Origin of the sequence: Bacillus sp. FSL W8-0920, assembly GCF_038593215.1 — a bacterium.
GTDB classification, from domain to species: Bacteria; Bacillota; Bacilli; order Bacillales; family Bacillaceae; genus Bacillus; species Bacillus pumilus.
The window spans coordinates 1,251,015-1,276,913 of the sequence record NZ_CP151974.1; the positions used below are offsets into that span (position 1 = coordinate 1,251,015).

Sequence of the window (25,899 nt, forward strand, 5' to 3'; positions counted from 1 at the left end):
GGAGGTGGATGTATGATCAAGCAAGCTGTCGATTTTATATTAGACCTTGGACCAACTATTATGCTCCCGATTATTATGACGCTTTTCGGTATGATTTTAAGGCAAGGCTTTAAGAAATCCTTCCGAGCCGGTATTACGATCGGAATTGGGTTTGTCGGTGTCAACCTTGTCATTAATTTGCTTGTGAGTGGCCTTGGGCCAGCAGCAAAAGCCATGGTTAATTCCCTTGGCCTAAAGCTCGATATTTTGGATGTTGGATGGCCGATTGGAGCGGCTATATCCTTCGGTACACCTGTTGCCCCTTTGATGATTCCTCTTGTGCTTTTGTTAAATGTCATCTTATTGTCCGTTAACTTTACAAAAACACTGAATGTGGATATTTGGAACTTCTGGCATTTGATTTTCGCAGCCTCTGTGACTTACTACGCTTATCATAATATGTTCTTGGCACTTGCTGTTGGTTTGATCGTCTCTGCTATCACGCTTAAATTAGCTGATTGGACGGCACCGACAATCGAACACCATTTTGGATTGAAAGGCGTATCGATGGCTCATGCTGAAACGGTCAACTTCGCACCGCTTATGTATGCGTCCAACCGTATCATTGACAAGATCCCTGGCTTAAACAAAATTCATGCTGATCCAGAAACATTGAAGAAACGTTTTGGTATTTTTGGCGAACCGCTTGTGATGGGTCTCATACTTGGTATCATTATTGGTCTTTTAGGCGGCTATGATGCGAAAGGCGTCATGACGCTTGGTATTCAAATGGCAGCAGTTCTTGTCCTAATGCCAAGAATGGTTGCGTTATTAATGGAAGGTCTTATTCCAATCTCTGAAGGCGCTCGTTCTTATATTCAAAAGCGCTTCCCTGGGAAAAATGTCTATATTGGTTTAGATACAGCGATTGTGATTGGTCATCCGGCGAATATGGCGGTAGCCCTTCTTATGGTGCCGATTACGATTCTACTTGCAGTCGTTCTCCCTTACAATGGCATGCTGCCGTTTGCTGACTTATCAGTTCTACCATTTACAGTTGTATGGGCAGTAGCAGCCGCTCGTGGAAACATTATTCGTGGTCTTATTAACAGTATTTTTACATTAATGATTGTCTTCTTTATCGCAACGAATCTCGCACCGCTTGCGACAACAATGGGGAAAGCAGTCGGGTTTGACTTCCCAGAAGGAGCCAATATGATTTCAGGTATTGACCTTGGTTCCCACGTCATTCCTTGGATCATGGTGAGACTTCTTGATCCGAGCAACCCGTACTTTATTGCAGCCATCATCTGTGCTCTGGCTTATGCGCTCCTATGGTACTGGGTGCGAAATGATATTAGAAAGCAGTATGCGAAAGAAATGGGCTTAGATCAGAAAGATCAATAAAAGAGCTGGAGGGATTCTTATGGCAAAGAAAATATTGGTTTCATGCGGAACAGCGGTTGCAACATCAACGGTTGTTGCCAAAAAGGTCGAAGAGAAGTTAAAGGAAAAAGGATATGATGTCGTGGTGGAACAGTGCAAGGCATCTGAAGTCCCGCAAAAAGCGGAAGGCGCCGATTTAATCGTAACGACAACACCAGTGAGTGATACGAAAGGAACGCCTGTGATTCAAACATTATCCTTTTTAACTGGATTTGGCATTGAAGATGATATTGAAAAAATCATCGATCATATTAAGTAAACAATCATTCCATGGAGGAGCTTTGCTTTCCTGGCTCCTTCTATGTATCTGAAAGGAGGACGTCTCATGCAGCATCATGCTTATAGCCGAACGTCTGCAGTGTTGTCTATTTTTCTTCCAGCCGTACTCATCTGTCTGTTTTTTCTTTGGTCTCTTTATACGTTAATGTCAGCAGGGCCTGAACCGTTAGCTGTGTTAGGCGTTTATACGCTGCCTATCCTCATGCTTTCTAGCATCACTGGACTGAACCAGCCGACAAACGTCATCATTAGTGAAGATAAACTCAAAATCGGAGCGTTTGGCAGATGGCACACATATGCGGTCTCTGATATTAAAGGAAAGCTTTTTATCAAGCCATACCCTCATATCGGAAAAGTCTATGTCAGGGTGGGCCCATCTCGCATATTCGGAGGACGTTACTGGATATCCAGTGAGATGAGTGAGTACAAGCAGCTTGTGCAAACGTTGCAGGATTTTGCGAAAGGTGATGAAAAGGAGGATGCAGCTACATGAAATCAGCTGTCTTTTATTCTTCAGAGGACATTCGGTATGAGGAGCGGAACCGGCCTGCGATTGGTAATGATGAAGTGCTATTAAGAATGCGTGCCTGCGGCTTATGCGGCACAGATATTTACAAAGCAACACATGAGACGGTACCTCCTGGAACGGTACTAGGGCACGAAATCGCAGGAGATGTTGTTGAAACCGGAAAAAATGTGACAAATATAAAAACGGGAGACAGGGTTTATGTTGCGCACCATGTACCTTGCTTCACTTGTGACTTTTGTCAAAAGGGGTTTTATACAATGTGTCCGCAGTTTGCAGCCACTAATGTAGAGCCAGGCGGGTTTTCAGAGTATATCCGCGTCCCTGCATTACATGTCAAGCACACAATGGGCAAGCTCCCGAATGATGTCTCATATGAGCAAGGGGCGATGGTGGAGCCAGTCGCCTGCTGCCTGCACGGGTTTGAACGAGCACCTCTTCATCCAGGAGATTCTGTACTGATCCTTGGAGCGGGGCAAATTGGCTGCATTCAACTACAGCTTGCCAAACATTACTTAGCTGGGAAAGTGATGATAACGGATGTGAATGAGAACCGGCTGCTGCAAGCGAGAAATTTAGGTGCAGACGTCGCTTTTCATCCAGCCTCTGAGCCGGTGGAAGACCGGGTCATGAGAGAAACAAATGGAAAGGGAGCAGACCTCGTCATTATTTCTGTTGGGAGTAGTGCGCTTTTAAAAGAAGCATTTCAATCGGTAGCGAGAGGCGGAACGATTTTAGTGTTTGCTCATTTTCCAAAGGGAGACGTCTCCATTCCGGCTGATCGATTTTTCCATGATGAAGTGAAAGTAGTAGGAGCCTATTCCTCACATCCTTATCACTACCTTGAAGCCCTTGAACTTTTAAGAGCAAAAGTGGTCAACACAGAAAAGATGGTGACGCATCGTTATCCGTTAAGTCAGCTCCTTCAGGCGATAGAATGCGCAAGGCACCCTGAAGGTGAGAGTGTCAAAATCATGATGTACCCAGATGAATGAGAACCTAGGAGATTGGAAGAGAAAGAGAAGTTCTTTAGAAAAGGGCTTTGCCTTTCTCTTTTTTTCTGATAAAAGATGAAAACGCTTAAAAATGAAAGAGAAATGCTTGACTTCAAAGATACTTAAACGTATGATAATTACAAATGTAACACATAAGAACAAATGTAAAGGGGAGAGAAGAAATGCAAAAACAAATCACTTTGCCTGAACAGATTAGTCATGAGAGATTAGCAGATTTATATAAACAAATGTGGTTAGTGAGATATTTTGATGAAAAGGTCGATCAATTCTTTGCCAAAGGACTTATCCATGGAACCACTCATTTATGTGTCGGACAGGAAGCGTCAGCTGTTGGATCAATTGCCGTATTAAAGGACGAAGATAAGATCGTCAGCACGCACCGTGGACATGGTCACTGTATTGCAAAAGGTGCAGAGGTCAATAAGATGATGGCAGAACTATTCGGACGTGAGACTGGCTATTGCAAAGGAAAAGGCGGCTCGATGCATATCGCTGATTTAGAAAAAGGGAACCTTGGCGCAAATGGAATCGTTGGCGGCGGTATCCCGCTGGCAACAGGTGCAGCGCTCACATCTAAAATGAAACAGGAAGGCTATGTTGTTCTTTGTTTCTTCGGAGATGGAGCGACAAATGAAGGCAGCTTTCACGAAGCGCTAAATCTTGCATCCATTTGGGATCTGCCTGTTGTATTCATTTGTGAAAACAATCAGTACGGCATGTCTGGCCCTGTAAAAGAAATGATCAACATTGAAGACATTTCAACAAGAGCAGAAAGCTACGGAATACCTGGGAAATCGATTGATGGAAATGACATGGTCGAGATTATGAACTCAGTAGATGAAGCAGTCAGCCGCGCAAGAGCTGGAGAAGGTCCATCACTTATTGAAATGAAAACGTATCGCTGGAAAGGTCACTCTAAGAGTGATGCGAAAAAATACCGTACACGTGAAGAAGAAACAGAGTGGAGACAAAAAGACGGAATCAAGCGCTTTAAGTCTCTCTTGATTGAACTGAATGTTTTGACAGAAGAGCAGGCAGCGGCCTTGCAGGAAGAAGCGAAGCAGGAAATTGAAGCGTCTGTAGAATTCGCTAAAAACAGTAAAGAACCGTCAATCGATACACTATTAGAGGATGTATACGCCTAATTAGGAGGGGAATCACGTGACAAAAACAACAGTGAGAGAGATTTCATATTTAGAAGCCGTTCGAGAGGCTATGAGTCAGGAAATGAGAGAGAACCAAGATGTATTCATTTTAGGTGAGGATATCGGCGTATATGGCGGTGCTTTTGGGGTCACGCGCGGCATGATTGAAGAGTTCGGTCCGGAGCGCGTACGCAATACACCAATCTCTGAGGCTGCCATCGCAGGAGGTGCAGTCGGAGCGGCTTTGACAGGTATGCGTCCGATTTTAGAGCTTCAATTCTCTGACTTTATTACAATCGCAATGGATCAGCTTGTAAACCAAGCAGCCAAAACACGATACATGTTTGGCGGAAAAGGAAAAGTACCACTCGTTGTGAGAACACCAGCAGGATCAGGAACGGGTGCCGCAGCGCAGCATTCACAAAGCTTAGAAGCGTGGATGGCTCATATTCCGGGATTAAAGGTAGTTCAGCCTTCAACAGCTTATGATGCCAAAGGACTTTTAAAAGCAGCAATGGATGATGACAACCCTGTCATTTTCTACGAGCACAAGCTTTTATATAAAACAATCGGCGAAGTGCCTGAAGAGCCTTATTCGATTCCTTTAGGGAAAGCTGATGTGAAAAGAAGCGGGAAAGACGTCACAATTGTAGCAACAGCGATTATGGTACACAAAGCATTAGAAGCGGCGAAGGAACTAGAAGCAGAGGGAATCGATGTTGAAATCATTGACCCAAGAACACTTGTCCCATTAGATGAAGAAACCATTATCGAATCTGTGAAGAAAACAGGTAAATGTATCGTGGTTCATGAGGCTGTCAAACGAGGCGGCTACGGTGGAGAGATTGCAAGTATGATAGCGGAAAGTGAAGCGTTTGACTATTTAGATGCGCCGATTAAACGACTTGGCGGCCTTGCAGTCCCAATACCATACAACCCGACGCTGGAAAAAGCGGTCATTCCACAAGTGCCAGATATTATTGAAGCAGCAAAAGAGCTTGTACGCTCTTAAATAAAGGGGAGAAGATCATGCCAAAAGAGATATTTATGCCGAAGCTAAGCAGTACGATGGAGATCGGAACCTTGCTTCAATGGTTGAAAGAAGAAGGAGATTCAGTTGAAATCGGTGAGCCTCTTTTTGAAATTATGACAGACAAGATCAACATCGAGGTGGAAGCCTATGATGACGGCATTTTTCTAAAGAAATACTACGAAGCTGATGATCAAATTCCAGTCAATGCTGTTATTGGATATATCGGAGAGGCAAATGAACAGGTGCCGAGCGAGCCGCCAGCACAGGCAGATGAGGATTCCTCAGAAAGCAGCGAATCGTCTTCACCAGACTCGTCTTCATCCAGTTCTACTGAAGCCCCAAAAACATCTGGTGAAAAAGTACGTGCCACGCCCGCAGCGAGAAAAACGGCAAAGGATCATCATGTGGCGATTCAAGAGGTATCTGGTACAGGGCCAAAAGGCAGAGTCCAAAAGCGGGACGTCGAGGCAGTCGTTCATTCTAGCGAGAAAGACCAGCGCGTCTCACCACTTGCAGAAAAAGTCGCTGCTCGTGAAGGAATTGATTTAGCAGCAGTTTCTGGATCTGGCGCTCACGGTAAGATCATGAAGAGTGACGTACAAGCAGCAACGCAAACAAAAGAGGCTTCGCCTGTGAAAACACAAAAATTAGCTGGCATGAGAAAAGTGATTGCTGATCGCATGTCACAAAGTGCCTTTACAGCACCGCACGTCACATTAACAAGTGAAATTGATATGACGAAAGCGAAAGAAGTGCGTCAGCAGTTACTTCCGGCGATTGAAAAAGAGACAGGCTACCGGCTGTCGTTCACAGAAATCATCATTCATGCGGTCAGCCATGTACTCACGCGCCACCCGCAGATCAATATGACATTTGAACAAAATGAGCTTCATTTCCATGAAGATGTACACATTGGTCTCGCTGTTGCAGTGAAAGACGGCTTGATGGTACCAGTCATTTCTCATGCGAATCAAAAAGGATTAAAACAACTAACAAAAGAAGCGAAAGAAATTGGCCGAAACGCACGCGATCAAAAACTGCTTCCTGACCAGCTGAAAGGATCCACTTTTACGATTAGTAACTTAGGCATGTATGCCATTGATACCTTTACCCCGATCATTAATCAGCCAGAAGTGGCGATTTTAGGTGTAGGACGGATTCAAGATAAACCTGTTGCAGTAGATGGAGAAATTCAGGTGCGGCCAATGATGGGTGTCAGTTTATCGTTTGATCACCGAGTAGTAGATGGCGCACCAGCGGCTGCCTTTTTAACAGACCTTAAAAAAGTGCTTGAACAACCATTTGAATTGCTAATGTAGGAGATGAATCGGATGACGAAAACGTATGATCTGACAGTCATTGGCGGAGGGCCTGGCGGGTATACTGCCGCCCTTCAAGCGGCTGAGCGCGGACGGAAGGTTGCTTTGATTGAGGAGGATTTTCTAGGCGGTACTTGTTTAAATCGAGGCTGTATCCCTTCAAAGACCCTGCTGAAACATGCAGAAGTCATTGAATCAATCGAGAAGGCGAAAAGCTGGGGAATCGAAACAGGTGACATGATTCTTTCCTTCGATAAAATGAGAAAGCGCAAAGATGACGTCATTGAAAAGCTCAGAGGTGGAATCGCTTTTTTATTAAAGCAAGGAAAGATTGATGTATATAACGGCAGAGGTACAGCGGTGACAAAGCATCGGATTGAGATTGAAAAACAAGATGGATCAGAATCGATTGAAACGAAAGAGTTAATCATTGCTACTGGATCTACACCAGCTATTCCGCCAATACCGGGGCTTAAAGATATTTCATTTGATACAAGTGATACAATCTTTGACATCCCAGATATTCCTGCTTCTGTCGTCATTATTGGCGGAGGCGTCATTGGTCTTGAGCTTGCTTGTATCTTCCAAAGTCTTCAATCAAAAGTCACCATTATTGAAGCGGCACCGTCCATTATCCCGCAAGAGGATGAAGAAGCATCTAAGCTGCTAGAAAGAGAACTCAAGAAAAAGGGCATCCATATCGCGAAGAAAACCACTGTGACAGAGGTGACGGAAAGCGAAGGAGTCAAAGCGGTTCATGCAACAGATGATAAAGGGGAGACGCACATCTTTACAGCGGAAAGACTGCTTGTCTGCGTTGGAAGAAGACCGAATGTATCAGCTGTTAACCAGCTTGATCTTCAGCATGATGGTCCGTTTATCAAGGTGAATGATCGGATGCAGACAAGTGCTGAAGGTGTATACGCAGTTGGGGATGTCGCCGGCGGTTATCAGCTGGCTCATGCGGCGATGGCAGAGGCTGCTGTTGCGGTCAGCAATATTTGCGGCGTGCCTGAAAAAATGAATGCTGATATTATGCCTAGATGTATTTATACATTACCAGAGGTGGCAAGTGTTGGTCTTACGGAGAAAGAGGCAAAAGCTAAAGGGCTCAGCGTACAAACTGAACGATTTGATTTAGCGGCAAGCGGTAAAGCGTTAGCGGCAGGTGTTCAAACAGGCTTTATTAAATTGGTGTACGATACAGCATATGGTGAAGTGATCGGTGCAACGATGGTTGGTCCGCATGTCACAGAAATGATTTCAGAAGCTTCTTCCTTTATGTATTTAGAAGGAACAGCAGAAGAGATGGCGAAAATGATTCATCCGCATCCGACCATCTCAGAAGGTTTTTATGAAGCAGCTCTTGATATCGTGAGTAAGCTGAGAAAATAAATGCCAAACAAGGGATAGGGAGGAGATGCATGTGCACGTCCAGCTTCATCAGAAAGCGGCACTTGTGACAGGTAGCACAGATGGATTTGGAGAAGCCATCTGCCTGGCTTTAGCCCAGGCAGGTGCACATGTTTTTTTACACACATTTCATGATGAATCAAAGGCTAGAACCATTTGTGAAGACATTCAAAAAATGGGCGGTCAGGCGAGTATCATCATGAATCCGCTAGAAACGCCGCGTGATGCCACGCGTATGCTGAGGCAAGTGATCGATACGTGCGGGAAACTGGATATTTTGGTCAATCAAGCAGCGCAAGGAGCTGAGGCGGAGCTTGATGCCGCTCACCCTAATGAGTGGATGGACGAAGTGGAAACAGCTGTGAATACTGTCTTTCTTTCCAGTCAAGCTGCCGTATGGCACATGGTTGACCAGAAAAAAGGCTGCATTATTAATATATCGTCATCAGGCAGTATCACAGGTGATGGCGGGATTTCACATGCGACATCGAATTCCATGCTGAATGCCATGACAAAAGGGCTGGCGCGAGAATTTAAAGACAAAGGCATTCGGGTGCTCGCCTTATTACCGCCCCCTCTCCATTTGATTCCTAATGCAGAGCAAATCAAGGAGACTGTGGCCCATATGACGGTCTTTTTAAGTACATCATATGGCGCATTTACTGATGGTGCAGCGATTATGCTTGATGGGGGTGAGAGTGCTGGCTAATGATCAAAAACCGGTTCTCATCGTTGGTGGTGCCCAAGGGATTGGAAAGGAAATTGCCGAGCGTTTTTTAAAAGAAGGGCACAGAGTGGCTGTGTCTGATATAGATGAACAAGGACTTTCACTTTTAAAAAAACAGCACTCTGAGCTGCTGACATTTCAAGCTGACGTTTCATCGTGGGAAAGTGTTCAGCAGATGATTTCAGTAGCTGAAAGGGAGCTAGGCGGCATTGCTCATCTTGTGTATTCAGCAGGGATGACAAAATCACTTCCTTTTTTAGAAGTCGATTTTTCACTTTGGAAAAAGACACTGGCTGTGAACTTGTATGGTCTTTACTATTGCATCAAAGCGTCAGCACCTTATATATGTGAGCGGCAAGAAGGAAGCATTGTCGTGATTGGATCAGGATCTGCTATCACTGGCTCAGGCGGTGGAATTCAGTATTACGCCTCAAAAGCAGGTGCTTTTGGCCTGATGCGTTCGCTTGTAAAGGAATTAGGGGCACACCATGTGCGTATCAATGTGATTGCACCCCGCGTGATTGAATCTCAAATGCTTGATACGCTCTATCCTACTGAGGTGGAGAAAAGGCAGCTACAATCGCTCATTCCTGTCGGGAGATTAGGAAGACCAGAGGATATCGCAGGACTCACTTTATTTCTTACAAGTGAAGAGGGAAGCTACTTGCACGGACAAATTATCCTGTTAGACGGCGGGAGAACGTATCAGCCAAAATATACGGAGGGAAAAAGAGCGGAGAGGTAATCGCTCTTTTTGTCATTTTCATAACAATTGTGCCAATTAGAAACGAATGTTTGGTATACTGGGAATCATAGTATATTAAAAGGATGATGTCACATGCTGAATTGGGAAGAAAGACGACAGCTCGTCAAAGTTGCTCATCTTTATTATACAGACGGGTGGACGCAGCAGGAAATCGCAAAAAAGCTCAATGTCTCAAGACCAGTCATTTCAAAGCTCTTACAAAAAGCAAAAGATGTGGGAATCGTTGAGGTGTACATTAAAGATGAAAGTATTCATACGGTGGAACTGGAAAAACAGCTAGAAACAACTTTTCAATTAACAGATGCTGTCGTTGTCCCAAGCGTCGGGACAATGTCTGAGATGGTGAAGCGGGCAGTCGGTCAAGCAGGCGCCTATTATTTATCTAAAAACATGAAAGACGCGGAGAAAATCGGCATTTCATGGGGAACTACACTGTCTGAGCTTGTAAAGGAATACCCGTTCGAGCGAAGAAATGATGTGAAGGTCATTCCATTAGAGGGCGGAATGGGCAGGCAGGCAGTCGACATTCATGCCAATCAGCTGGCATATGAGCTGGCAAAGAAAATGAATGGCACGTGTTCCTATTTATATGCCCCGGCGATTTTAGAAACAGAAGAATTAAAAGAGCGGCTCATGGCAATGCAGGATATAGAAGCTGTGCTTGAAGAAGGTAAAAATGTAGATATTGCCCTCATCGGTATTGGCAACCCGCATAAAGGTTCAACGTTAAAAACAGTTGGTTACTTAAAAGAAGAAGATTTATCTGGTTTAAGGCAATCAGGGGCTGTTGGTGATATTGGCTTTCGTTTCTTTGACGGTCAAGGCAAACCTGTCCAAGATGAACTGAACCAAAAGGTCATTGGTTTATCACTGGAGCAGTTAAAGAGCGTCAAAACGGTCATCGCTGTTGTAGAAGGAACCCATAAGGCTGAAAGTATTTTAGGGGCTTTAAATGGCGGCTTTATTCAAGTACTGGTGACAGACGAACTAACGGCCGCAGCCATTTTAAAGGAAGCTTCCGTCCAATAAACGGCTAATACCCATCGAATTGTATAAAAAGAGCAACATCAAACGAGAAAGGAGCTGTGTATCTTGAAGAAAACCGAAATGGAAGCGAACCTACATTGTACTCGGTGCCAAGAAGAGACCCTCCACAGCATCGTTTATGTGAATGATCAGATGAAAAGCGTTGAGTGTACAGAGTGTCATCAGAAGATCAGTGTGAAAGTCGACATCATGAAGGAATTTTACAAAGAAGTATACGAAAAAATTGCGACAAAGCCAAAGCGGATGACGCAGGAATATAAGGCGAATTTGAATGGATTTATCTCAAGACTCCCAATCCGCGTGCTTAGTAAGCCATACCGGCTCATGAGATATTTAAACGAATCATACAAAGTGATTAAGCAATATAAAAAAAAGCAGAGCTGATTAGCGCTCTGCTTTTTTGTGTGTTTTTTTCATATAATAATAAATAGGCAGTCCAGCAATCCCGATCAGCATAGAGATGAGACAGCTTTTCCAGTCGGTGATCATGGTGCTGATTAAGACGAATAAAGAACCGATAATCGCAACGATTGGTGTGAGCGGATAAAGTGGTACGCTATAAGCACGTTCGATTCCTTTGTTTTGTTTTCTCAGTTTAAAGACTGCGAAAAAGGCCATGACATAAAAGATGTAGATCATGAAGATCGAAACCTCTGACAGCTTTTCTGGATTGCTGACGACCATAAACACAATGGCGATCAAAATTTGTACAAATACAGCAATCCACGGTGTTTTAAATGTAGGGTGAATACGCGAGATCGCGTTTGCGAAAGGAATTTGCTTTCGCTCTGCCATCGCGAAAATCACACGTGGGAATGAAAGAACCTTTCCGTTCAAACAGCCAAAGATACTAATGATGATGCCGATACTAATGACCTTACCGCCGATTGGTCCAAAGAGCATTGTCGCAGCAGTACTTGTCGCATTTTCTCCAAGCTGTACGATTTGATCTGCTGGTAACACGTGCAAAAGAGCGACATTAATAAAGAGATAGCAAGCCGTGACGATTAAAATCCCGCCTGCCATTGCACGAGGAAGCAGCTTCTCTGGGTTTTTCATCTCACCGCCAAGTGCTGCAAGCAATATCCAGCCGTCATAGGCAAACAACGTAGCCAAGATCGCTGCACCGAAGTTCATTTGAGCGATGCTATCGTTGACAGCCATAAAAATATTTTCGTTTCCTTTCCATAAGCCAAACACAATAATAGCGGCAATCGGGACAAGCTTTCCGATGGTGGTCAGCCCTTGAACAAAACCGCCGTATTTTGTTCCCATGATGTTAATTAAACATAAAAATAAAACAGTGATAATGCCGATTGTTGTCGACCATAAAGAAGAAAGAGAAAATAAATTGGCTAACAATGAACCAAAATAAAGACCGAGCGCACCGATGATGGCAGGTCCGTAAATGATAATCTGCACCCAGCCGCATAAATAGCCCCAAAACTCACCATACACTTCTTCAAGGTAGGCATACAATCCGCCAGTCCGGGGGATTTGTGTACCAATTTCAGCAACAGTGAGTCCGCCTGCAAGGGTTAAAATGCCGCCCAGCAGCCAAGCGAATAATGCGATATCTGAGCTTCCTGAATAGGAAAGGACGTTGCCTGGCTTCATAAAGACGCCGGACCCGATAATCGTCCCGATGACAAGAGATAGGGCGAAAAATAAGCCGATGTCCTGTTTTAACGCTGGTTGTTCTTTGTTCATTACTCGCGACCTCCTGCATCACTTTCGTACGTTACTGTGACATGTATTTTGTTCATTGTAATACGATTTTAGGAAAACAAGAATTAAAAAAATTTTCTGATTTTCGTATTTGTATTTAAAAGTGTTCGTTTATTGGAGATATCAGGGTAAATGTTTCGTTAAAAGCGAACAATAAAAGATTATTTTTGATTTAATGTTAATTTTATCGTTAGAAACCGAACATCTAGCCAAATGGTTGACTTTTCTTGAGAAATGACCTATTTTATTCATAAGGATATTATCTTGAATTCGAGATATTTAGAAATAGGAGTGAACGTAATGAAAATCAATGGAATTCACCACGTATCTGCATTAACAGCCAATGCTCAAAAAAATGTTGATTTCTACCGCCAGATTCTTGGCTTAAAACTTGTAAAGAAAACGGTCAATCAGGATGACCCATCTATGTATCACTTATTTTATGGAGATGAGGTCGCTTCACCGGGAACGGAGCTCACATTCTTTGAAATTCCAATGCTCGCTCGTCGTTTGAAAGGAACAAACGCGATCACAAGCACAGGCCTTCTCGTTTCTTCTGAAGAAGCACTTTCATTTTGGGAAAAGCGTTTTGAAGAGACAGACGTACAGCAAGAAACGGCTTCCTTGAGAGGGGGCAGACCTGCCTTGCGCTTTCAAGACCCAGAAGGGCAGCAGCTATTTTTAACAGTAGAACCGAACGCACAAGAAGCAGGCTCACCGCCAGTGCATGATGATATTCCGGCAGAGTTTGCCATTAGAGGTTTGGGTCCAGTGGAATTAACTGTTGCAGAAGCGGACAAAACGATCCGTGTTTTAACAGACATCCTTGGCTTCACCGAAAGAGCGCGTGAACAATCAAATGATGGTGAGATCGTGACCATTTTTGAGTCAGGAAATGGCGGTGCTGGAACAGAAATTCATGTGATCGAAAAAACTGAAGGGCCTTCTGAGCGTTCCGGCAGAGGAAGTGTGCATCACGTAGCCTTTCGCGTGGAAGATGCAGAGGAACTGGAAAAATGGTATGACAAAATATCAAAAGCAGGCTTCACGAACTCTGGTGTTGTGGAACGTTTCTACTTTAAAGCCCTTTACTTTAGAGAACCGAATGGTATCTTATTTGAAATTTCAACAGACGGCCCTGGATTTACAGTGGACGAAGGAGTAGATGAGCTTGGCGATCAATTAGCCCTTCCGCCATTTCTAGAGCACAAACGAGCAGAAATAGAACAAAGATTAACGCCAATTCAGTCATCATAAAAAAGCAGCTCATGATGAGCTGCTCAGCGTATAGACAAACCCCCCGCATTCTTTGTCAGATCTGCAAAGGTTTTCTATCACGCTGAAAAGAAAAAAGGGCTAAAATCATCTTGATTTTAGCCCTTTTTCTTTTGCATTAGGAACTTACCTGCTTAGATTCAGTTTGTGTTAATGTCACCTTCTTCGTTTCTTCTTTTCCGTTTCGAATGAGTGTGATGTTTACGGTGTCTCCAACTTTCGTATTCGTGTATAGTTCATGACGTAATTCACTTCCGGTTTTGATTTGTTTCCCATTGATGGCGGTAATGACATCCTCTGACTTTAAGCCGGCTTTGGCGGCAGGTGAGCCTGCGGCGATTTCTTTGACGTATACACCTTGATCAAGCTGACTATTTTTGAGACCGAGTGTTTCTTTCTGATACACGTCCGGGACTTGTTCGAGATCCAGCATGCTGATGCCGATATATGGACGCTCAATCTTTCCTTTTGCGAGAAGCTGATCGGCGATTGGTTTGACATCATTGATTGGAAGAGCGAATCCGATGCCTTCAACACCTGTTTCAGAAATTTTCATACTCGTGATCCCCACAACCTTTCCATCTGTCGTAAGAAGCGGGCCGCCACTGTTTCCTGGGTTAATAGCTGCATCTGTTTGAATGACATTAATGCTGCTTTCGCCTGCTGATGTGTTCATCGAGACTGTTCGGTCAACACCGCTGACAATTCCTTGGGTCACGGTTCTTGATAGATCTTCACCAAGCGGGTTTCCGATCGCGATGACGGTTTCCCCAGCACGCAGCGAGGAGGAATCGCCTAATGCCGCAACCTTCGTTACGTGACTGCTGCTAATTTCTACAACAGCTAGGTCAGTCAGCGGGTCAGCTCCAACCAGTTTACCTTTGGCGGTTTTGCCATCGTGTAAGGATACTGTGAGTTTATTTGCCCCTTCAATGACGTGGTTATTTGTTAAGACATAGGCTTTACTGCCGGATTTTTTGAAAATCACTCCTGAGCCTGTACCTGTTTTTTCCTCTTGACTGCTTTTATTTTGCTGTGATTCATCAAAAGGCGTATTGAAATCGCCGAAGCTCGTGTCTGTTTGACTTTGCGCTTGGTAGTTTGTAATGCCGACAATGGCTGGTGATACATTTTCCACCATGCTGGAGATGCTGCTCGATGAATGTGATGTTTGGACGGCGGTTGTTTTTGACGAATTGGTACTTGTATCATTTGTCGATACCACTGCTGAATTATGTGCTGTGTTGTCTGATGCGTGCTGGGCATATGGCGAAAGGACGTACACACCTAACGCCAGCGTACCGCCTACAACACCGCTGACAAATGGCTTAAACCAGCCGTTTGGCTTCTTCTTTCGTTTTTGCGGCTGCTCCGTTGTTTGAAGTTCTTGAGAAGGTTGTTGTTCATTTTTGTGATGTGTCATTCAAATCACTCTCTTTCATCATTTTTTCATGTATGGGTTTAAGGGGGTTTTACCTTTTGTTGTGGATACTGACTTGATCGTAAGAAAAAAGTGTGGGATAAAAATGAAAACATTGTGGGAAATTGTTAAAATAAGTAGTGAATCTAAGCAAAATAGAGGAGATTAAACTGTGAAGACAATTGGAATCATTGGATATGGAAGCATGGCTGATATGATGGTGCAAAAATGGCTGGAAAAAGAAGTGCTCTATGCACATCAAATCATGATCCATACAAGAAGTGAAACGGACCGCCTGCTTCAACTTAAAGACAAGCATCAAGAAATAAACATCTGCTCATTAGAGGAACTTTCTGCGTCATGTGATGTACTTTTTATCTGCGTGCCGCCGCTTGCTGTACTTGATGTACTCGATCAACTGTCTTCAGCAGCCAAATCGGTGCATATTGTGTCAGTAGCCGCGGCTGTGACGTTAGACAAGTTATCAAAGCATACGACTCAACCAATATCCAGATACATCCCAACGCTCACGTCAGCTGTTGGAACGGGCGTTTCCCTCGTTGCGCATGGTGAAACTGCTGGAGAGGAAGAAAAGGCGCGTTTGCACCGCCTGCTTTCAGCTTTTAGCATCGTACGTGAAGTTGAAGAAGACAAGTTCGATGCGGCGAGTAACTTGACGAGCTCATCTCCTGGTTTTATCGCTGCTCTTTTTGAAGAAATGGCGAGAGCTGCTGTGAGAAATAGTGAGCTTTCCTTAGAGGAAGCGTATGAATTTTTAACGTATGCCCTTTTAGGCACAGGTCAAGTCCTTGTAGAACGGGGCCTCACCTTTGCTGAAACCGTCGATAGAGTGGCGACAAAAGGGGGCATTACAGGAGAAGGCGCCGAGGTTATTCAAAAGCAGGCACCTCAGATGTTTGATGATCTATTTACACAAACGATGAAGAAATATGAACAGCTGAAATCACAGATTAACGAAGCAGACAAACACCACTAAAGACATAGTTAGCGGTGTTTTATTTGTTAAAAAAATCCTTTGTCGTACAGTCTTTTGATCTATAATATCTGAGTCTAATTTCCTTATTTTCAGACATTGTATTGAAAAATCGATCAAGTAATCATATAATTTTTTAGAAAATTTAGAAAAATATACACAAATTTTAAGTTTAATTTAAGGGGGATGGGAATGAAGCTCTATGTATCTGTCGATATGGAGGGGATTACTGGTCTAGCTGATCATACATTTGTCGATGCCCGTCAGCACAATTATGAACGGGGCAGAAAGATCATGACGGGTGAAGTGAATGCCTGTGTGGAGGCACTTCTTCAGCATGGCGCAACCAATATTTTGGTCAATGACAGTCATTCTAAAATGAATAATTTGTTGATTGAAGAATTGCATGAAGAAGCATCTCTTATATCTGGTGACGTCAAGCCTTATTCAATGGTTCAAGGGTTAGATCAAACCTATGATGCTGCTGTTTTTTTAGGCTATCATGCGAGGGCGTCTATGAAAGGTGTGATGTCCCACAGTATGATTTTTGGTGTTAGACATTTTTACATAAATGATCATCCAATTGGTGAAATGGGCTTTAATGCGTATGTTGCAGGCTACTATGGTGTGCCGGTGATTCTTGTTTGCGGAGACGATCAAGCAGCTCTTGAAGCAGAGAAGCTGATGCCTGGTGTGAAAACAGTGGCAGTGAAAGAGACCATATCAAGATCTGCTGTGAAATCTCTCACTCCTGCCAAAGTCAACCAACAAATCTTGCAGCAAGTGGAAGCCGCAATGAAACAGATTCATCACATCAAGCCGCTGACGCCTCCTGATCAGCCGCTGCTGAAGATTGAGTTTGCCAATTATGGACAAGCTGAATGGGCGAATTTAATGCCTGGTACTGCCATTATTGAAGGGACAACAACGGTGACGTATCAAGCAGAGAATATATTAGAAGCCTACCAAGCGATGCTTGTCATGACAGAGCTTGCCGCACGTACAACATTTTGTTAAGCGAGGGGGAGACGGCAGATGACCAGCTTTTTGCTCAAGCGTTTTATTGCGATGATTGCCACGATTTTAACGATTACGACGTTAACGTTTATTTTAATGAAGGTCATCCCAGGATCGCCCTTCAATGAAGAACGAAATACAAACGAAACCGTCCAGCGAAACCTCGAAAGCTACTATCACTTAGACGAACCACTGTATGTTCAATATGTCATCTATTTAAAATCCATCGTTACCTTTGATTTTGGTCCTTCCATTAAAAAGCCTTCTGAAAGTGTCAATGATCTATTGGCGAGAGGCTTCCCAGTCTCATTAGAACTTGGTCTTATCTCAATATTGATTGCTGTCATCTCCGGCATCCTGCTAGGGGTCATGGCTGCCCTCCGGCACAATGGATTGATTGATTATATCGCCATGACCATTGCTGTTTTCGGTATATCCATTCCAAACTTTATCTTTGCTACCTTATTAATTCAGCAGCTTGCTGTGAATTTGAAGCTCTTTCCTACAGCGATGTGGACAAGTCCGATGCATATGGTGCTGCCAACCATTGCTCTTGCCGTTAGTCCGATGGCCATTATTGCCCGGTTAACAAGATCGAGCATGATTGAAGTGCTGTCTCAAGACTATATTCGCACTGCTAAAGCAAAAGGACTTTCTCCCTTTAAAATTGTGTTTAAACATGCACTTCGAAATGCGCTTTTGCCTGTTGTGACTATTCTTGGCACACTTGTCGCAAGCATTTTAACAGGAAGTTTTGTCATTGAAAAAATATTTGCGATTCCTGGCATGGGAAAATACTTTGTCGAGAGTATTAACAACCGTGATTATCCTGTCATCATGGGAACCACTGTTTTTTACAGCATCATTTTAATCACACTTCTTTTCATTGTCGATGTGGCGTATCGCCTGCTTGATCCAAGGATTCAGCTGCATCAGAAAGGAGGAAAGGCATGAGTATACATTTGCAGCAGGATCAACCGAATCCGCATCATGAAGTGCCGGACGAATGGTTTTCTCCGAGAGAGCAAAAGAAAACGGAGGCCCATGCCATTAAAAGACCCTCTCTTTCGTATTGGGCAGACACATGGAGGCGACTGAAGCAAAATAAGCTTGCGATGTTTAGTCTATCGGTATTGATTTTTCTTTTTATCATGGCACTATTAGGCCCATTGCTTGCACCTAATAGCGTGACAGAGCAGCGTCTTTCGATGCAAAATCTGCCGCCATCCGCTGCTCACTGGTTCGGAACGGATGAGCTTGGACGAGATGTGTTCACGCGTACATGGTACGGGGCGCGTATTTCTTTATTTGTAGGCGTCATGGCAGCCCTGATTGATTTTGCCATCGGCGTGATCTATGGAGGCATTGCCGGTTATAAGGGCGGGAGATATGACAATGTCATGATGCGAATCGTCGAGGTGCTCTACGGTCTTCCTTATTTACTTGTTGTCATTTTATTGATGGTTCTGATGGGGCCAGGGCTCGTCACCATTATTGTAGCGCTCACTGTCACCGGATGGATTGGAATGGCAAGAATCGTGAGAGGTCAAGTTCTTCAGCTGAAAAGCCAGGAATATGTCCTTGCCTCAAAAACCTTTGGTGCAAAGAGCCTTCGTATCATTCGCCGCAACCTGCTGCCGAATACGATGGGGCCGATTATCGTTCAGATGACCTTAACTGTACCAACCGCGATATTTGCAGAAGCGTTCCTAAGCTTTCTTGGTTTAGGCATTCAAGCACCGTTTGCAAGCTGGGGCGTGATGGCAAATGATGCGCTGCCGACAGTGCTGTCAGATAACGGGCATTGGTGGCGTTTATTTTTCCCTGCGTTTTTTATTTCGCTCACGATGTTTTGCTTTAACAATTTAGGTGATGGCTTGCAAGATGCGCTTGATCCGAAGATGAAGAGGTGATGGCGCTTTGAAAAAAGTTCTACAAATCATCGATCTGCACGTCAGTTTTCGGACATATGGCGGCTCAGTTCGAGCGGTACGCGGGGTGAATGTGGATGTATATGAAAAAGAAACCCTTGCCATTGTAGGAGAGTCAGGCTGCGGGAAAAGTGTGACTTCACAAAGCATTATGAGGCTGCTGCCAGCTTACAGCGCTCATGTTGATCGGGGAGAAATCTGGTTTGAAGACCGAAATTTGCTGTCATTATCTGAAAAAGAAATGCGCGCCATACGAGGTGTCGATATTTCGATGATCTTCCAAGATCCAATGACCGCACTGAACCCAACCTTGACAATCGGCGATCAGCTCATGGAGGCGGCAAAGGAGCATCAAAAGCTGACGAAAAAAGAAGTGACAGAAGCCGCCATTCGGATGCTTGATTTGGTCGGCATTCCGCAGCCGAAGGAAAGGTTAAAGCAATACCCTCACCAGTTCAGCGGGGGAATGAGGCAGCGGCTCATGATTGCCATGGCACTAATTTGCGAGCCCAAAGTGCTGATTGCTGATGAACCGACGACCGCACTGGATGTGACCATACAGGCACAAATATTAGAGCTGTTTAAAGAGATTCAGAGAAAAACAGGGGTCACCATTATTTTAATCACACATGATTTAGGGGTCGTCGCCCAAGTCGCAGACCGGGTAGCCGTCATGTACGGAGGGAAAATGGTGGAGGTCGGAACGAGGCGAGATATTTTTTACAGTCCGCAGCATCCCTATACAAAAGGACTTCTGCAATCCGTTCCAAGACTTGATATGAAAGATGAACTCATTCCAATTGAAGGAAGCCCGCCTGATTTATTTGCTCCGCCAAAGGGCTGTCCGTATACAGATCGCTGCCCGTCCGCCATGAAGGTGTGTGATCATATCATGCCGCACGAAACGCAGCGGTCACCTACCCACACAGTGCATTGCTGGCTCCAAGATGAGCGAGCGAATCAAACCGTTTTATCATCAACACAAAGGGGGAGTTTTTGATGAGAAAAAAGGGATGGATCATCAGTATATGTTTGTTCACGATCATGCTGCTCGCAGGATGTACAGCCAATGAGCAAGCAGGGAAAGGATCATCAAGCAATCAGGGTGAAAAGAAAATATTAACCTTAAATAACGAAAATGAACCGACGTCGTTTGATCCGCCGATTGGTTTTAATAATGTATCGTGGCAAGGGCTCAATAACTTAATGGAGGGATTAACGAGACTGAATGAAAAGCACGAACCATCTCCTGCAATGGCGGAAAAATGGGAGATATCAGAGGATGGAAAAACGTACACGTTCCATTTAAGAGATGGCATCAAGTGGTCAAATGGTGATCCAGTGAAAGCGAGTGACTTTGAATATGCGTGGAAGCGGCTGCTGGATCCGAAAACAGGCTCATCTGCATCGTTCCTAGCCTACATGATTGAAGGCGGAGAGGCATTTAACAGCGGAAAAGGAGACAAAGAAGACGTGAAAGTCAGCGCTGTAAATGACAAAACGCTTAAGGTCACACTGGCATATCCGCAGAAATCGTTCTTAAATATGACCGCAAACCCTGCTTTTTTTCCTGTCAATGAACAGGTAGCTAAGAAGGACCCAAACTGGGCAAAAGACGCCAAAACCTTTGTCGGAAATGGACCGTTCAAGCTGACAGAGTGGAAGCATGATGAGAGCTTCACAATGGAAAAAAGTGAGACGTATTGGGACAAAAAAACAGTCAAGCTGGATCAAGTGAAGTGGCTGATGATCAGTGATCGAAACACAGACTATCAAATGTATCAATCAGGAGATTTAGATACTGCCTTTGTCCCAGCAGAGCAAAGTGAAAATCTGCTGAAAAATAAAGATGTACAAATTGAAGACCAGGCTGGATTGTTCTTTTATCGTCTGAATGTGAACATGGAGCCTTTTCAAAATAAGAACATCCGCAAAGCTTTTCAAATGGCGATCAACCCGCAAGATATCGTGGATTATGTAACGAAAAATGAAGAGAAGCCAGCACGTGCCTTCGTCTCGCCAGGCATTCTTGATTCAAAGGGTGAGGATTTCAGAAAAGCTGGCGGTGATCTTGTGAAGAATGATAAGAGTGAAGCTGCGAAGTTATTAGAAAAAGGGCTGAAAGAAGAGAACTATTCAAAACTGCCAGCCGTCACATTGACATACAGTACAAAGCCTGAGAACAAGAAAAAAGCTGAAGCCATCCAGCAGCAGCTGAAAGAAGCGCTAGGTGTAGATGTGAAGCTTGCAAACATGGAAGCCAATGTGTTTGCAGAAGATCAAAAGGCGCTCAAATTCCAATTCTCACAAAGTTCATTTTTAGCAGACTATGCAGATCCAATCAATTTCCTAGAGAGCTTTCAAACAGGGAATGCCATGAACCGGACAGGATGGTCAAACGATACCTATGATCAGCTGATCAAAAAGGCGAGCCAGGAAGCAGACGAGCAAAAGAGAAATAACATTCTTCATGATGCAGAGGCACTTCTCATTGAAGAAGCACCGATCATTCCGATTCATTTTTATAACCAAGTTCATTTACAAAAAGAAGGCGTGAAGGGGATTGTCCGTCACCCTGTTGGGTATATCGATTTGAAATGGGCACAAGTAGATGGAGAGTAATATTAGGATCAAAAGACGCTTTTAGATAAAAGCGTCTCAGCGTGTAGACAAACCCTCGCATTCGTTGTCAGTCCTGCGCGCTGGTGCTCACGAATGACAAATTCGCTCCGCGCCAGTGCTCGTCCTTCCTAGACTGCAAAGGTTTTCTATCACGCTGAAAAGAAGACAAAGGGCTAAAATAAACATCATTTTAGCCCTTTGTCAACAATCTAAGACGCTTTTAGATAAAAGCGTCTGTTCCTTTATTCGTTCATGTTATGAAGCAGAAACCCATAGATTGAAAGAAACGAAGAGAAAGAGGGGATATGGCATGAGCCAGCTGCCAGTGGCACTTCAAACAGGGGATACGGTGGGGATTATTGCACCAGCAAGCCCGCCTGATGAGCTGAAATTAGCAAAAGGGATTGCCTTTTTAGAAAGCCTCGGGCTAAAGGTGAAAAAAGGGAAGTATTTGGGCCGCCGGTATGGATATTTAGCAGGTCATGATCATGAAAGAGTGGAGGATCTTCATCGTATGTTTCAAGATCCAGAAGTGAAGGCGGTTATTTGTGCTTGCGGAGGATACGGGACTGGAAGACTTGCGGAAGTCATTGACTATGACCTCATTCGCCGGAATCCAAAAATCTTTTGGGGCTATAGTGATATTACGTTTTTACATACGGCCATCCAGCAGCAGACGGGTCTTGTGACGTTTCATGGGCCAATGCTTTCCTCTGATGTGGGACTTGAGGAGGTCCATCCTTATACGAAAGATACCTTTTTACAGCTGTTCGCACCGAAAGCCTTTACGTATGCGCACCACTTGTCACCCCTTCATACTTTCTATCCGGGCACCGCTTCAGGTGAGATTGCAGGAGGAAATCTTGCCCTCATCGTGACAACACTTGGTACGCCTTTTGAAATCGATACGAAGGGAAAGCTTTTGTTCATTGAAGATATTGACGAAGAACCCTATAAAATCGATCGAATGATGCAGCACCTTACATCTGCTGGAAAATTGGATGATGCGGCTGGATTCATCATTGGAGATTTTCATCAATGTGAGCCAAAAAAGAAAGATCAGTCCCTCACATTGAATCAAGTATGGGACACCTATATTGTCCCGCAAAAGAAACCTGCACTTGGGGGCTTCCGGATCGGTCATTCTTCGCCAAACTTTGCCATTCCAATGGGCACGCAGGCTGCATTAGATGCGACAGGAAAAAAACTGCACATTTCTCCAGGCGTTGCAGCGAAAGAGGCGATCAAATGAAAATCGTCGATGTTCGTACATGTAGAATGAGTGTACCGCTAAAAAAGCCTTTCAAAACCGCTTTACGAACGGTGTATGACGCAGCATCTCTGATCGTTATCATCACATATGATCAAGGTGACGTCAGCTACGGAGAGGCAGTCCCGACAACAGTGATTACAGGTGAAACGCTGGAAAGCATCGACTATGCCATCTGCGAAGTGATCAGACCGAGTTTGCTTGGAGCTTCCTTGTCAGAATATGAACAAATTTTTTCTCATATGAACCGGGTGCTCGCTTGCAACACAAGCGCAAAGGCAGCGGTTGACATGGCCATTTATGATGGCTTAGCGAAGCAGGCAGGACTTCCGCTTTATCAATACCTTGGCGGATATCGCAGTCAGCTTGAAACTGATTATACGGTCAGTGTAAACCGTCCGCTTGAGATGGCGGAAGATGCGAAGCAATACGCAGCTGAAGGCTTTCAGACATTAAAGATCAAGGTAGGAAAAGATGATATAGATACGGATATTCAGCGTATCAAGCGAATTCGAGAAAAGATCGGGCCGGATATTCAGATTAGACTCGATGCGAACCAGGGCTGGACGTGGAAGGAAGCGGTCGTAGCCATTCGGAAAATGGAGCCACTGAATATCGAACTAGTCGAGCAACCAGTGCCAAAAGAAGATATCGAAGGCCTACGCCGTGTGACGGAGGCAACAGATACACTGATAATGGCAGACGAAAGTATTTTTAGTTTTCATGATGCGATCAAGGTGCTTGAAACGAGAAGCTGTGATTTAATCAATTTAAAATTAATGAAATCAGGCGGCATAAAAGAAGCCCTAAAAATCAATGCACTGGCAGAAGCATACGGCGTAAAGTGCATGATTGGCAGCATGATTGAGTCAAAACTTGGCATTACAGCAGCCGCTCATCTCGCCGCCAGCCAGCCAAATATCACCCGCTATGATTTTGATGCCCCGCTCATGCTAAAAGAGGACATGGTGGACGGAGGAATCGTGTACAAAGGAAAAGATATCTTTTTCCCGCCGCATCATGGGTTAGGCATTCAAGGAGTGAAAGGAGTCTCATGATGATATTTGAATCAAAGGTTGCAGTTGCGAACGTATGGACAGCGCCGCAGTCACCGAGAGAAATCGATCAAAAGGTACTTCAGAGCTCCTTCAAATTCAAAGAGTGGATTGACAAGCAAACATATGAAGAAAAACTGGCTTTATGTGAAGAAAATCTGATCCAGTCGCAAGTACTGCTCGGTGAACGAGTCATTGGCTTAGAAGAAACAGACGGCTGGATGAAAGTCGTTATTCCGCAGCAGGCCAGCCGGAAACACCCACAAGGCTATCCTGGCTATATACCTGCGAACCAACTAAAGCAAGTGACAGAAGGAAGTGCACCAACTATATCTCATATCGTTTGTCAGAAAAAAGCCATGCTCTATCGAAACGGGCAAGCGGACATGGAAATTAGTTTTTTAACAGAGCTCGCAGCTGTAGAAGAAACGAGTGATTGCTTTCGTGTTGTCACACCAGCAGGGACGAGAGAAATCAATAAAGCAGATGTGCATCCAGTTTCATCTATTTTTTCTATGGCCGGCAAAGATGTTGTAGACAAGGGAAAACAATTTATTGGTCTTTCGTATTTATGGGGCGGCATGAGCAGCTTTGGCTATGACTGTTCGGGCTTTGCTTACAGCATGTATAAAGCGTGCGGATATCTTTTGCCGAGGGATGCAAGTGACCAAGCAGTGCAAGGAACACCGGTCGCATCAAGCCATTTAGAACAAGGCGACTTATTGTTTTTCGCCAATGACAACGGAAAGGGAGCAGTCCGCCATGTTGGGATCTACGCAGGTGACGGTATGATGCTTCATTCACCTAAAACCGGCAGAGAAATTGAACTTCTTTCCCTTGCTGGCACTTCATATGAAAAAGAATGGGCAGGTGCGAGACGGTATTTGCCAAGCGAGAGGAGGAAAGGTCATGGCAGTTGAACCACTTTTACAAGTAAACAATCTCAAAAAACATTTTCATCTATCGAAAGGAAGAACGCTAAAAGCGCTAGACGGTGTCTCCTTTCAGCTGAAACAAGGCGAAACATTTGGCCTTGTTGGCGAGTCCGGCTGCGGGAAATCCACACTTGGAAAAGTGCTTATGCGCCTTTATGAACCGACAGATGGAGAAGCCTTGTATGAAGGGAAAAGCCTTCATCACCTTTCACAAAAAGAATCCTTTGATTTTAATCGGCAAATTCAAATGGTGTTTCAAGATCCGTATTCCTCCTTAAATCCGCGGCTATCTGTAAAAGATATTATGCTGGAGCCAATGGAGATTCATAACCTTTATGGGAGTCAAAAGAAAAGGGTTGCCCGGGTGAAAGAACTACTGGAAGCTGTTGGACTTAGCTATGACTTTGCCACGCGCTATCCTCATGAATTCAGCGGAGGGCAGAGGCAGAGAATCGGTATTGCAAGAGCACTCGCCTTAGCGCCGAAATTTATTGTGGCAGATGAACCAATTTCTGCACTAGATGTCTCCGTTCAAGCGCAGGTCGTGAATTTGCTGAAGAAACTGCAAAAGGAGGAAGGGCTGACATTTCTCTTTATTGCGCATGACTTGTCGATGGTCAAATATATTAGCGACCGAATCGGTGTCATGTATTTAGGTCATCTCGTCGAATTGACTAGCAGTGATACGTTATATCAAATACCGCTGCACCCCTATACACAAGCATTGCTGTCAGCGATCCCCATACCAGATCCTGACGTGGAGGACAAGCGCAAAAGGTTCATTTTAAAGGGAGAAATTCCAAGTCCAGTGAACCCGCCAAGCGGCTGTGTATTTCGAACAAGGTGTCCTGCAGCGATGGATGTGTGTGCTGAAAAAAAGCCAACATTACAAGCAGTAGAAGAAGGGCATGATGTCGCCTGTCATTTATACGATCGGACATAAAAATAGGCAGATA

At 44.4% G+C, this 25,899-nt stretch carries 25 protein-coding genes; 23 read left to right on the forward strand and 2 right to left on the reverse strand.

Translation table 11 applies throughout. The annotated features are described in order from the left end of the window. Window positions 1-12: 12 nt before the first annotated feature. From NSS78_RS06115 to NSS78_RS06170, 12 genes are all read left to right on the forward strand, one after another. Window positions 13-1,386: a PTS transporter subunit IIC gene (locus tag NSS78_RS06115; RefSeq protein ID WP_003210771.1), complete on the forward strand. Its 1,374-nt coding sequence runs from the start codon at window positions 13-15 to the stop codon at window positions 1,384-1,386. A gap of 19 nt (window positions 1,387-1,405) precedes the next feature. After that, window positions 1,406-1,684, forward strand: a complete 279-nt coding sequence (locus tag NSS78_RS06120) for a PTS sugar transporter subunit IIB (protein ID WP_309216535.1) — start codon at window positions 1,406-1,408, stop codon at window positions 1,682-1,684. 66 nt (window positions 1,685-1,750) lie between these two features. Beyond that, the gene (locus tag NSS78_RS06125) at window positions 1,751-2,197 is read left to right on the forward strand and encodes a hypothetical protein (RefSeq protein WP_003211419.1); all 447 of its coding nucleotides are present in this window, start codon (window positions 1,751-1,753) and stop codon (window positions 2,195-2,197) included. After that, a complete protein-coding gene (locus NSS78_RS06130) occupies window positions 2,194-3,225 on the forward strand; it encodes an alcohol dehydrogenase catalytic domain-containing protein (protein WP_309216536.1) in 1,032 nt (343 codons plus the stop codon). The genes NSS78_RS06125 and NSS78_RS06130 overlap by 4 nt, the downstream gene beginning before the upstream one ends. A gap of 182 nt (window positions 3,226-3,407) precedes the next feature. After that, on the forward strand, window positions 3,408-4,391 hold the full coding sequence (pdhA, locus tag NSS78_RS06135) for a pyruvate dehydrogenase (acetyl-transferring) E1 component subunit alpha (RefSeq protein ID WP_003211858.1): 984 nt from the start codon (window positions 3,408-3,410) through the stop codon (window positions 4,389-4,391). A gap of 31 nt (window positions 4,392-4,422) precedes the next feature. After that, window positions 4,423-5,403 (forward strand): alpha-ketoacid dehydrogenase subunit beta, encoded by a 981-nt coding sequence (locus tag NSS78_RS06140; protein ID WP_034620051.1) that lies wholly within the window; start codon window positions 4,423-4,425, stop codon window positions 5,401-5,403. 17 nt (window positions 5,404-5,420) lie between these two features. Beyond that, the gene (locus NSS78_RS06145) at window positions 5,421-6,743 is read left to right on the forward strand and encodes a dihydrolipoamide acetyltransferase family protein (protein WP_106032377.1); all 1,323 of its coding nucleotides are present in this window, start codon (window positions 5,421-5,423) and stop codon (window positions 6,741-6,743) included. A gap of 12 nt (window positions 6,744-6,755) precedes the next feature. Further along, window positions 6,756-8,138, forward strand: coding sequence for a dihydrolipoyl dehydrogenase (lpdA, locus tag NSS78_RS06150; protein ID WP_003211944.1), 1,383 nt, complete (start codon window positions 6,756-6,758; stop codon window positions 8,136-8,138). Between the two features lie 25 nt (window positions 8,139-8,163). Next, complete coding sequence (locus NSS78_RS06155; RefSeq protein ID WP_233421732.1) at window positions 8,164-8,865, forward strand: SDR family NAD(P)-dependent oxidoreductase; 702 nt, start codon at window positions 8,164-8,166, stop codon at window positions 8,863-8,865. After that, complete coding sequence (locus NSS78_RS06160) at window positions 8,843-9,628, forward strand: SDR family oxidoreductase (RefSeq protein WP_309216787.1); 786 nt, start codon at window positions 8,843-8,845, stop codon at window positions 9,626-9,628. Before NSS78_RS06155 ends, NSS78_RS06160 begins: the two co-directional genes overlap by 23 nt. A gap of 93 nt (window positions 9,629-9,721) precedes the next feature. After that, window positions 9,722-10,678 carry a sugar-binding transcriptional regulator gene (locus NSS78_RS06165; RefSeq protein WP_050945210.1) on the forward strand — a complete coding sequence of 319 codons (957 nt, stop codon included), beginning with the start codon at window positions 9,722-9,724 and terminating at the stop codon, window positions 10,676-10,678. A 63-nt stretch (window positions 10,679-10,741) separates the two neighbouring features. Next, window positions 10,742-11,080: a bh protein gene (locus NSS78_RS06170; protein WP_034619978.1), complete on the forward strand. Its 339-nt coding sequence runs from the start codon at window positions 10,742-10,744 to the stop codon at window positions 11,078-11,080. On the opposite strand, the gene NSS78_RS06175 is transcribed toward NSS78_RS06170, so the two are convergent. After that, entirely contained in the window at window positions 11,081-12,406 is a 1,326-nt protein-coding gene (locus tag NSS78_RS06175) for an amino acid permease (RefSeq protein ID WP_226805075.1), read from the reverse strand. A gap of 318 nt (window positions 12,407-12,724) precedes the next feature. Here NSS78_RS06175 and NSS78_RS06180 point away from each other — a divergent pair, with 318 nt between their 5' ends. Further along, a complete protein-coding gene (locus tag NSS78_RS06180; RefSeq protein WP_003212217.1) occupies window positions 12,725-13,681 on the forward strand; it encodes a ring-cleaving dioxygenase in 957 nt (318 codons plus the stop codon). Window positions 13,682-13,817: 136 nt separating this feature from the next. Here the strand turns inward: NSS78_RS06180 and NSS78_RS06185 are convergent, their stop codons facing one another. Then, complete coding sequence (locus tag NSS78_RS06185; protein WP_309216537.1) at window positions 13,818-15,122, reverse strand: trypsin-like peptidase domain-containing protein; 1,305 nt, start codon at window positions 15,120-15,122, stop codon at window positions 13,818-13,820. 169 nt (window positions 15,123-15,291) lie between these two features. On the opposite strand from NSS78_RS06185, the gene proG reads away from it, so the two are divergent. From proG to NSS78_RS06235, 10 genes are all read left to right on the forward strand, one after another. Next, window positions 15,292-16,116, forward strand: coding sequence for a pyrroline-5-carboxylate reductase ProG (gene proG, locus NSS78_RS06190; RefSeq protein ID WP_309216538.1), 825 nt, complete (start codon window positions 15,292-15,294; stop codon window positions 16,114-16,116). A gap of 189 nt (window positions 16,117-16,305) precedes the next feature. Next, a complete protein-coding gene (locus tag NSS78_RS06195) occupies window positions 16,306-17,130 on the forward strand; it encodes a M55 family metallopeptidase (protein WP_309216539.1) in 825 nt (274 codons plus the stop codon). An 18-nt stretch (window positions 17,131-17,148) separates the two neighbouring features. Beyond that, complete coding sequence (locus tag NSS78_RS06200; RefSeq protein WP_003211100.1) at window positions 17,149-18,084, forward strand: ABC transporter permease; 936 nt, start codon at window positions 17,149-17,151, stop codon at window positions 18,082-18,084. Then, on the forward strand, window positions 18,081-19,043 hold the full coding sequence (locus tag NSS78_RS06205; RefSeq protein WP_309216540.1) for an ABC transporter permease: 963 nt from the start codon (window positions 18,081-18,083) through the stop codon (window positions 19,041-19,043). The genes NSS78_RS06200 and NSS78_RS06205 overlap by 4 nt, the downstream gene beginning before the upstream one ends. Before the next feature lie 7 nt (window positions 19,044-19,050). Continuing rightward, window positions 19,051-20,061, forward strand: a complete 1,011-nt coding sequence (locus NSS78_RS06210) for an ABC transporter ATP-binding protein (RefSeq protein ID WP_106032385.1) — start codon at window positions 19,051-19,053, stop codon at window positions 20,059-20,061. Continuing rightward, the gene (locus tag NSS78_RS06215) at window positions 20,061-21,683 is read left to right on the forward strand and encodes a peptide ABC transporter substrate-binding protein (RefSeq protein WP_309216541.1); all 1,623 of its coding nucleotides are present in this window, start codon (window positions 20,061-20,063) and stop codon (window positions 21,681-21,683) included. The genes NSS78_RS06210 and NSS78_RS06215 overlap by 1 nt, the downstream gene beginning before the upstream one ends. A 310-nt stretch (window positions 21,684-21,993) precedes the next feature. Further along, window positions 21,994-22,935 carry an LD-carboxypeptidase gene (locus NSS78_RS06220; RefSeq protein ID WP_034619974.1) on the forward strand — a complete coding sequence of 314 codons (942 nt, stop codon included), beginning with the start codon at window positions 21,994-21,996 and terminating at the stop codon, window positions 22,933-22,935. Then, on the forward strand, window positions 22,932-24,011 hold the full coding sequence (locus tag NSS78_RS06225) for a dipeptide epimerase (protein WP_003211964.1): 1,080 nt from the start codon (window positions 22,932-22,934) through the stop codon (window positions 24,009-24,011). The genes NSS78_RS06220 and NSS78_RS06225 overlap by 4 nt, the downstream gene beginning before the upstream one ends. Next, the gene (locus tag NSS78_RS06230) at window positions 24,011-24,928 is read left to right on the forward strand and encodes an NlpC/P60 family protein (protein ID WP_050945199.1); all 918 of its coding nucleotides are present in this window, start codon (window positions 24,011-24,013) and stop codon (window positions 24,926-24,928) included. The genes NSS78_RS06225 and NSS78_RS06230 overlap by 1 nt, the downstream gene beginning before the upstream one ends. Next, the gene (locus NSS78_RS06235; protein ID WP_309216543.1) at window positions 24,918-25,886 is read left to right on the forward strand and encodes an oligopeptide/dipeptide ABC transporter ATP-binding protein; all 969 of its coding nucleotides are present in this window, start codon (window positions 24,918-24,920) and stop codon (window positions 25,884-25,886) included. The genes NSS78_RS06230 and NSS78_RS06235 overlap by 11 nt, the downstream gene beginning before the upstream one ends. Window positions 25,887-25,899 lie beyond the last annotated feature (13 nt).